General features: G+C 66.6%; 8 protein-coding genes. All 8 read left to right on the forward strand.

Features of this window, described 5'->3' with window-relative positions:
- Positions 1-26 precede the first annotated feature (26 nt).
- Positions 27-2,489 carry a glycoside hydrolase family 3 C-terminal domain-containing protein gene (locus tag ACNPNP_RS19955; protein WP_448967771.1) on the forward strand — a complete coding sequence of 821 codons (2,463 nt, stop codon included), beginning with the start codon at positions 27-29 and terminating at the stop codon, positions 2,487-2,489.
- Positions 2,489-3,106 carry a hypothetical protein gene (locus ACNPNP_RS19960; RefSeq protein WP_448967772.1) on the forward strand — a complete coding sequence of 206 codons (618 nt, stop codon included), beginning with the start codon at positions 2,489-2,491 and terminating at the stop codon, positions 3,104-3,106. Before ACNPNP_RS19955 ends, ACNPNP_RS19960 begins: the two co-directional genes overlap by 1 nt.
- Positions 3,103-4,143: a glycosyltransferase family 2 protein gene (locus tag ACNPNP_RS19965; RefSeq protein ID WP_448967773.1), complete on the forward strand. Its 1,041-nt coding sequence runs from the start codon at positions 3,103-3,105 to the stop codon at positions 4,141-4,143. The genes ACNPNP_RS19960 and ACNPNP_RS19965 overlap by 4 nt, the downstream gene beginning before the upstream one ends.
- 31 nt (positions 4,144-4,174) lie before the next feature.
- On the forward strand, positions 4,175-4,897 hold the full coding sequence (locus ACNPNP_RS19970) for a LytR/AlgR family response regulator transcription factor (protein ID WP_448967774.1): 723 nt from the start codon (positions 4,175-4,177) through the stop codon (positions 4,895-4,897).
- On the forward strand, positions 4,894-6,213 hold the full coding sequence (locus ACNPNP_RS19975; RefSeq protein ID WP_448967775.1) for an ATP-binding protein: 1,320 nt from the start codon (positions 4,894-4,896) through the stop codon (positions 6,211-6,213). The genes ACNPNP_RS19970 and ACNPNP_RS19975 overlap by 4 nt, the downstream gene beginning before the upstream one ends.
- A 236-nt stretch (positions 6,214-6,449) precedes the next feature.
- Positions 6,450-7,496, forward strand: coding sequence for an N-acetyl-gamma-glutamyl-phosphate reductase (gene argC, locus ACNPNP_RS19980; protein WP_448967776.1), 1,047 nt, complete (start codon positions 6,450-6,452; stop codon positions 7,494-7,496).
- Positions 7,493-8,650, forward strand: a complete 1,158-nt coding sequence (gene argJ, locus ACNPNP_RS19985) for a bifunctional glutamate N-acetyltransferase/amino-acid acetyltransferase ArgJ (protein WP_448967777.1) — start codon at positions 7,493-7,495, stop codon at positions 8,648-8,650. The genes argC and argJ overlap by 4 nt, the downstream gene beginning before the upstream one ends.
- A partial coding sequence (gene argB, locus ACNPNP_RS19990; protein WP_448967778.1) for an acetylglutamate kinase occupies positions 8,647-9,159 on the forward strand: 513 nt, incomplete at its 3' end. The genes argJ and argB, both read left to right, overlap by 4 nt.

Genomic DNA, 9,159 nt, shown 5'->3' on the forward strand with positions numbered 1-9,159 from the left:
CCCCGCCCACCCACGAAGGAGCAAGAGTGAGAGACATCGAGGCATTGGTCGCAGACCTCAGCCTGATCGAGAAGGCCGCGTTGCTGAGCGGCGCGAACGTGTGGCAGACCCGGGCCATCGAACGACTCGACATCGAGCCGGTCTGGATGTCGGACGGCCCGCACGGCATTCGCAAACAGGTCGGATCGGCCGACCACCTCGGCCTGCACGGCTCCGAGAAGGCGACGTGCTTTCCGACCGCCGCGACTGTGGCCTCGAGCTGGGACGAGAAGCTCGCCGAGGAGATAGGCGCAGCTCTCGGCCGCGAGGCCTCTGCGCAGGGAGTCGGCGTGCTGCTCGGTCCCGGCCTGAACATCAAGCGCAGTCCGCTCGGAGGTCGGAACTTCGAGTACTTCTCGGAAGATCCTGAACTGGCCGGGCGCCTCGCCGCTGCGTACGTCCGCGGCATCCAGAGCGAAGGCGTCGCAGCCACGCCGAAGCACTTCGCCGTCAACAGCCAGGAGCTGCGGCGGATGGTGAGTGATTCGGTGATCGATGAGCGCACGTTGCGGGAGATCTATCTGACGGCCTTCGAGATCGTCGTTCGTGAAGCACATCCATGGGCGATCATGTCTTCCTACAACCTTGTCAACGGCGTTTACGCTCATGAGAACAAGCATCTGCTCACCGACGTGCTTCGCGGAGAGTGGGGCTTCGACGGTGCGGTCATCAGCGACTGGGGTGGAGGGAACGACGCGGCTCTCTCGGTCGCCGCCGGCGGCACGATCGAGATGCCGTCCCCCGGGTGGGACTCGGTGCGCGCGATCGTCGCGGCCGTCGAATCCGGCAGCCTCGATGCCTCCGACGTCGACGCGCGAGCGGCCGAGGTCCTCACGCTCGTCGAGCGCGTACACGCACGCACCGCAGCGGCGGTCGTCGATCTCGACGCGCACCATGCACTCGCCCGTCGCGCCGCGGCCGAGTCCGCCGTGCTCCTGAAGAACGCCACGCTCCCGGAAGACGACCGTGCGCTCCTGCCTCTCACGGCCGGGACCTCCGTCGCCTTGGTCGGCGATTTCGTTCGCCGCCCGCGCTACCAGGGCGCCGGATCTTCGCTCGTCAATCCGACGCGTCTCACCACCCTCGCAGACGCCGCTGAGGCGGCATCTGTCACGATCGCCGGAATCGCAGACGGATTCCGCCGTGACGGTGTCGCCGATGCCGCCCTTCAGGACGAAGCCATCGCCCTCGCGACCCGCGCTGATGTCGTCGTGCTCGCTCTCGGTCTGCCCGAGATCGCCGAGTCGGAAGGACTGGATCGCTCCACGCTCGAGCTCCCCGCGGCACAAGTCTCTCTGGTGAGAGCCGTGCACCGTGCGAACCCGCGAACCGTCGTCCTGCTGAGTGCCGGCGGCGTCGTCGAGACAGCCACGTGGCTTGATGCCGCATCTGCCGTGGTGCACGGCCATCTCGGAGGACAGGCAGGAGCCGAGGCGCTCATGGACGTGCTCACCGGCGTCGTGGATCCGAGCGGACGCCTCGCCGAGACGACGCCCATCTCGCTGACCGACACGCCCGCGGCCGGGAGCTTCCCCAGCAGGATGCGCACCGCCGAGTACCGAGAGGGCCCGTTCATCGGCTACCGGCACTACGAGAGCGCTGATCTGGAGGTCGCATTCCCGTTCGGGTTCGGCCTCAGCTACACCACGTTCGCTCTGTCCCAGATCGAAGCCGACGCAGATGGTGTCTCCGTCACGGTCACCAACACGGGCGACCGCGGCGGCAGTGACGTGGTGCAGGTCTACATCGGCCGCACGGAGGACAGTTTCGCCGAGCGCCCGGTCAAGGAGCTCAAGGCGTTCGCGAAGGTGCGACTCGAAGCCGGCGCTTCCGAACGCGTGCATCTTCCCTTCGGCGAGCGGGCATTCCGCACCTTCGACGTCAGTTCCGACGCTTGGCAGGTCGAGAGCGGCCGTTACCGCGTGACCGTCGGACACCACGCGCAGGACGAGGCGCTGTCGGCCGATATCGAAGTCGATGGCACTATGCCGGCCGGTTCCCTGCCTGTCGATGCGGCGACGGGGCAACCGGCGCGTGCCTCGGAGCCGGCGGATGCCGTATTCGAGCGGATGCTCGGTCGTCCGATCCCTGACGCGGAATGGGGGAGCGGACCGTTGAGATTCAACGACCCGATCGACCGTCTCGCGATCGCACGCAGCCCACTCGCGCGCTGGGCGTTCGGTCTCCTCGAACGCAGATTGCGCAGGAGCGAAGCGGCCGGCACGCCCGATCTCAACATCCTGTTCATCTTCAACGGTCCATTCCGTGTCATCTCGAAGATGAGCGGGGGGATGGCGACGAGGCGCCTGACCGATGCGGTGCTCACGCTCGTCAACGGGCAGACTCTGCGTGGTCTCGGGCGGGTCATCTCAGCGTTCTTCGCCGGCCGGCGCGAGGAGAAGAAGACAGGCGCCGCCTTCCCGGCGGCCGCCACGGATAGGAGTAAGTGATGTTCGCCGCGATCAGAAGATGGTGGACGGGGTTCCAGCTCACTCATCCGGAACTGTCGAAGTTTGCCATGTTCCTGCTGCTTTCCAATGGCGTCACGGTGCTGCAGCTGGCGCTCATGCCGCTGTCGCGTTGGTTCTTCGACACCTACACCGATCTCACTGACGCGCCCTTCCAAGTGCTCCCCGTGGGCTCGGATGTCGACGGCGGACAGTACTACATGTTCGACTACGCCGCGGGTGCCCTCCCAGACGGCGGCGGCGGACTGTCCTACTTCCTGGCTGTGCAACTGACGCTGCTCGTCGCCCAGGTGATCAACTTCTTCCTGCAGCGCAACATAACTTTCAAGTCGAACACCTCGGTGTGGGTGGCTGCTGGCTGGTACACGGCGGCATACATCGTCATCACGTTCATCGCGGCGGCGGCGCAGGGTTTCTACAAGGCGCCTATATACGATCTGTTCATGAACATATGGGGTTGGGGTGCGACTGGTCAGGTCGTGGCGGACGTGCTGACCATGATCATCAACTCCGCGATCTCGTTCTGGGTGTTCTACCCGATCTTCAAGTTGATCTTCCGCCAGCAGGCGCCAGTGGCCGCCGAGTCGACTGCACGATGACGGCGGCGTCGACCGCGGCATTGCTCACTGTGGTGGTGCCCGCCTACAACGCGCAGGCGTACCTGCGCCGAGCGCTCGACCCGCTGCGGGACATTGCGGACGTGGAGATCGTGATCGTCGACGACGGCTCTTCCGACGAGACGGGTGCACTCGCCGATGTGTACGCCGAGCGCTGGCCGCATCGCTATCGCGTCATCCACCAGGAAAACGCCGGCCACGGTGGTGCGATCAATGCCGGTGTGGCAGCGGCACGCGGCACCTACCTCAAAGTGCTCGACGCCGATGACTGGCTCGACGTCGATGCGCTCAGGCGCACCCTCGACCATTTGCGCCTCGTCGAGCGCACGGGTGGTGTGGACGCGCTGTTCACGGACTACGTGCACGAGCGTCTGGGGAAGTCGACCAAGGCGATGCGTTTCGGATCGGTCTTCCCCACCGAACGCGTCTTCTCGTGGGAGGACGTCGACCGCTTCAGCCGACGGCAGGTTCTGATGATGCACGCGATCACGTATCGCACAGAGCTCCTGCGTGCCTGCAGGCTGCACCTTCCCGAGCACACCTTCTACGTCGACAACCTCTTCGTCATGATCCCGCTCGTGCACGTGCGGCGCATGACGTATCTTCCCGTGCAGCTGTACCGGTACTTCATCGGCAGGGTCGATCAGTCGGTGAACCCTTCGATCATGCTGCGCCGTGCCGACCAGCAGCTGCGCGTGAACAGGCTGGCACTGCGAGCGCTGCCCAGAGAGGATGCGGTGGAGTCGAGTGCGATCCCTCGGCAACTGCACGCCACACTGGTGCACTACTTCGAGGCGGTGTCCGCGGTGACTTCGGCCACGCTGGCCCGTGGCGGAACGCCTGCGCACCTCGCGGCGCGCGATGCCTTCTGGCAGAGCGTGCGTGACGAGCGGCCGTGGCTGTACACGCGGATGCGGCGTTCACTGATGGGCGCGAGCGCCAATCTGCCGGGTCAGGCCGGGCGACGGGTGACGACGCTCGCCTATCATGTTGCACGGCGGGTGGTCGGATTCAGCTGACCGCCGTTCCCCTATTCTCAGAGGTGTCTGCGTGATCCGTGTCGGCGTTGTCGAAGACGATCCGCACAGCATCGACCGCATCCTGTCCCATCTCGACCAGTTCCAGCGCGCGCATGGCGAACGGTTCCACGTCGGCGTGTTCCAGGACGGCGCGGACATCATCTCCGAGTACCGCCCCGACTGGGATGTGCTCCTCCTCGACATCCAGATGCCGGGCGTCGACGGTATGACCGCGGCCCGCCGAATCCGAGAGGTCGACTCGGAGGTCATCATGGTGTTCGTCACCAGCTCGCCGCACTATGCCGTGAGCGGATACGAGGTCGATGCCCTGAGCTATCTGCTCAAGCCGCTCGGCTACGCCTCGTTCGAGCAGGAGATGCGTCGCGTGCTCGTACGTCTGCAACAGCGCGCACGGCGCGAACTGCTGTTCAAGTCGGTGGACGGAGAACTGCATCGTGTCGCCGTGGCCGACGTGCTCTACATCGAGAGCGTCAAGCACCGTGTCAATGTGCACACGCTCGACGGGACGTTCTCGGTGGTCTCGACACTCAAGGCGCTCGAAGCCGACCTCGACGGCGAGGGCTTCATGCGCTGCCACAGCGGCCTGCTCGTGAATCTGCGCCACGTCACCGGTACGGAGGGCAACGACTGTCGCGTGCGCGGTGGCACACGACTGCCGATAAGTCGTCCGCGGAAGAAGGAGTTCCTGTCGGCGCTCGCGGCGCACATCGGCTCCCGCGGGATCACGACGTGAACGGCGCCGAAGAGGTGATCGCGGACATCCCGCGCCATCTCACGGGCATCGCCGAGTGGGGTGCGTGCCTGGTCTACATCCTGGTCGTCGGTCGTCGCGGGCGGGTATGGAGAACCGTCGGCATCGCGGCTGCCGCAATCGTCGTGCTGCTGGTCGTGCAGGCGTGGGCGGGAACGCTGCCCCTGGCACTGTGGATTCCAGGGATGCTGGTCGCCGCGGCAGTGATGTACGCCATCCTCCTGGCTGCGCTGGACGTCACCCCGCTGGCTGCGGGATATCTCACGGCGCGAGCTTTCGTACTCGCGGAGTTCGCGGCATCCGTCTACTGGCAACTCGATCGCTTCTATGCCGCCGCGCTGCCGGCAGTCATCCAGACGCTCCTGTGCCTCGGCGTCTACGCAGTGGTGTTCACGCTCGTGTGGTGGGCGGAGCGCAGGTCGTTCGGTGCCGTCGGAGTGCTGCGCATCGAGCCTCGCGAACTCGTCGGTGCCGCCGCTATCACGGTCGCGACCTTCGCGATCTCGAACCTCAGCTTCATCAGTGCCAGCACTCCTTTCAGCGGTCGGTTCGGTACCGAGGTCTTCTACATCCGCACGCTCGTGGATTTCGCAGGCCTCATCGCCCTGTATGTGCAGCACCGAGTGCACAACGAGGCAGTGGTGCGTCGAGATGCTGACGCGATGACGCTTCTGCTGCGCAGCCAGCACGAGCAGTACGAGCTCACCCGTCGGACGATCGACGACGTCAACCGCAAGTATCACGACATGAAGCACCATCTCGATGCCTTGAGGGCGGAACAGGATGCGCAGACGCGCGGCCGAATGGTCGACGAACTCGAGGACTCCATCCGCGGATACGGCGCAGTGGTCTACACGGGCAACCACGTGCTCGACGCGGTCCTGACGGCGAAACGGGCGTACGCCACCGAGCGGGAGGTCGAACTCTCGTACGTCGCCGATGGTGCACTGCTCGAGTTCTTGCGGCCGCTGGATCTCACGGCGATCGTCGGCAACGCACTCGACAACGCGGTGCAGGCGTCCGCGCGGCTTGCGGAAGCAGATCGACGTCTCGTCCGGTTCGCGCTGTTCGCACAGGATGATTTCGTGATGCTCCGTGTGGAGAACACCTATGACGGGGTGCTCCTCCGCGAGGGCGACCGCATCGTGTCACGGCAGAGCGCTGAAGGTCACGGATACGGGCTGCGCAACATCGAGACGGCGGCGACCGCCTATGACGGTGCTGTCTCGATCTCCTCGGATGGTGACTGGTTCTCGTTGCGCATCTTGTTTCCGAAGGGTGCCACCCGCGCCGGATGAGCACGTCGATTTGCGCACCGCGCGCCCGCAGCGCTACTGTCACCACATGCCTTCGGCCGTATCCGCCTCACCGACACTCGTCCCGAGTGTCATCGTGGTGCGCCGACGCCGCAGCCGTCTGGGCGGCCGCCGACTCTAGGCGACCCCGTGCTCCCCGAACGTCGAACGCCGACGAGAGGGTCGAGCACCGGTGTCGCCGCCATCGGCCCCTCACCCCAGACCGTTAAGGTAGAAACATGACGTATTCCGTCGCCGTCTCCGGCGCATCCGGCTATGCGGGAGGCGAGATCCTGCGCCTGCTCGCCGGCCACCCGGACATCGAGATCCGCACCGTCACCGCGCACTCCAACGCCGGGCAGCCGCTGATCCAGCATCAGCCCCACCTGCGCTCGCTCGCGCACCTCACTCTGCAGGACACCACCCCCGAGATCCTCGCCGGCCACGACATCGTCTTCCTCGCGCTCCCGCACGGCCAGTCCGGCCAGTACACGGATGCTCTGGGAGACGTGCCGCTCGTGATCGACGCGGGGGCAGACCATCGGCTCACCTCCCGCGAGTCGTGGGACGCGTTCTACGGCGGCGACTTCCACGAGCCCTGGGCGTACGGAGTGCCGGAGCTTCCGGCCGACGGCACCAGTAAGCAGCGCGAGGTGCTTCGCGGAGCGACGCGCATCGCCGCTCCGGGGTGCAACGCCTCGACCGTGAGCCTCAGCCTCGCCCCCGGCGTCGCCGCAGGAGTGATCGATCCGAGCGACATCGTCGCCGTGCTGGCGGTCGGCCCCTCGGGTGCGGGCAAGAGCCTCAAGACGAACCTGCTGGCGAGCGAGATCCTCGGCAGCGCCAACCCGTACGCCGTGGGCGGCACCCATCGGCACATCCCGGAGATCCAGCAGGCGCTGTACGCCGCAGGCGCTGCGGATGTGCGCATCTCCTTCACTCCTGTCCTCGTGCCGATGGCGCGCGGCATCCTCGCCACCTCGACGGCGCCGATCGTCGACGGCGTCACGGATGCCGAGATCCGTGCGGCGTGGGAGGACGCGTACGCGGGCGAGACGTTCGTGCAGCTCCTGCCGGAGGGGCAGTTCCCTCGCACCGCCGACGTCATCGGCGCGAACACCGCTCTGATCGGGCTCGCGATCGATCGTGCCGCAGGTCGCGTCACGGTCGTCACCGCCGTCGACAATCTCGTCAAGGGCACGGCGGGCGCCGCCATCCAGTCCATGAACCTCGCGCTCGGACTCCCGGAGGATCGGGCGCTGTCACTGAACGGAGTCGCGCCATGAGCGTCACCGCACCGCAGGGATTCGAAGCGGCAGGCGTCGCAGCGGGCCTCAAGTCCACGGGTAAGCTCGATGTCGCCGTCGTCGTCAACCGCGGCCCGCGCCAGATCGGCGCCGCCGTCTTCACCAGCAACCGCGCGAAGGCCAACCCCATCATCTGGTCGCAGCAGGTCATCCTCGACCGCACCGTCGAGGCGGTCGTGCTGAACTCGGGCGGTGCGAACTGCTTCACGGGATCCTTCGGGTTCCAGACCACGCATCAGACCGCCGAGAAGGCCGCGGAGCTGCTCGATGTCAGCGCCGGCGATGTACTGGTGTGCTCCACCGGGCTGATCGGCACGGGAGACGAGGCGTTCCGCGCCAAGGTGCTCGACGGCACCGCGCAGGCGATCGCGCAGCTGAGCGCCGACGGCGGAGACGCCGCCGCGCAGGCCATCATGACGACCGACACGGTCATGAAGACCGCGGTCGTCTCCCGCGACGGCTGGACGATCGGCGGCATGGCCAAGGGCGCAGGGATGCTGGCACCGGGCCTCGCCACGATGCTCGTGGTGATCACGACCGATGCCGACCTCGACGCGCTCGAGGCCGACACCGCGCTGCGCCGCGCGACCGGGCGGACTTTCGACCGGCTCGACTCCGACGGGTGCATGTCGACCAACGACCAGGTGACGCTCCTCGCCAACGGCGCCAGCGGCATCCGCCCCGACCTCGACGATTTCGCGGCCGCGCTGACCGAACTCAGCGATCAGCTCGCGCTCAAGCTGCAGGGCGACGCCGAGGGCGCGAGCCACGACATCACGATCCGCGTCACGAACGCGGCATCCGAGCAGGAGGCCGTCGAGGTCGGCCGCTCAGTCGCCCGCAACAACCTCTTCAAGGCCGCGATCTTCGGCAACGACCCGAACTGGGGCCGCGTGCTGGCGGCGATCGGAACCACGAGCGCGCAGTTCGATCCGTACAACGTCGACGTCTGGATGAACGGCGTCCGCGTGTGCTCCGAGGGCGGCCCCGACCGGCCGAGGGAAGAGGTCGACCTCACCCCGCGCGCCACGGATCTGCTCATCGACCTCCAGGTGGGCGAGGCCGAGGCGACCATCCGCACGAACGACCTCACGCACGACTACGTGCACGAGAACAGCGCGTACGCCTCATGACCGACATCCAGGACACCCCTGCCGAGATCGCAGCGGTCAAGGCGACGACGCTGATCGAGTCGCTGCCGTGGCTGAAGAAGTTCCGTGACCAGATCGTCGTGGTCAAGTACGGCGGCAACGCCATGGTCTCGGACGAACTGCAGGAGGCGTTCGCACAGGACATCGCCTACCTCCGCTACGTCGGTGTGCAACCGGTAGTCGTGCACGGCGGAGGCCCGCAGATCTCCAACATGCTCGATCGGCTCGCGATCCCCAGCGAGTTCAAGGGCGGCTACCGCGTCACCAACACCGAGGCGATCAGCGTCGTGCGCATGGTGCTCACCGGTCAGGTCAACCCGCAGCTGGTCGCGAAGATCAACTCGCACGGTCCGATCGCGACGGGCCTGAGCGGTGAGGACGCCGGCCTGTTCGGCGGCCGCCGCCGCGGCGTCGTGATCGACGGGGAGAACATCGACCTCGGACGCGTCGGCGACGTCGTCGAGGTCGACCCCACGGCCGTGCTCGATCAC

This window comes from Microbacterium xerophyticum, from assembly GCF_053543555.1.

What these genes read in the sequence shown, in the direction of transcription:
- argJ (WP_448967777.1), top strand. Translation starts at nt 7,493, where the DNA reads ATGAGCGTCACCGCACCGCAGGGATTCGAAGCGGCAGGCGTCGCAGCG.
- ACNPNP_RS19960 (WP_448967772.1), top strand. Translation starts at nt 2,489, where the DNA reads ATGTTCGCCGCGATCAGAAGATGGTGGACGGGGTTCCAGCTCACTCAT.
- ACNPNP_RS19965 (WP_448967773.1), top strand. Translation starts at nt 3,103, where the DNA reads ATGACGGCGGCGTCGACCGCGGCATTGCTCACTGTGGTGGTGCCCGCC.
- argC (WP_448967776.1), top strand. Translation starts at nt 6,450, where the DNA reads ATGACGTATTCCGTCGCCGTCTCCGGCGCATCCGGCTATGCGGGAGGC.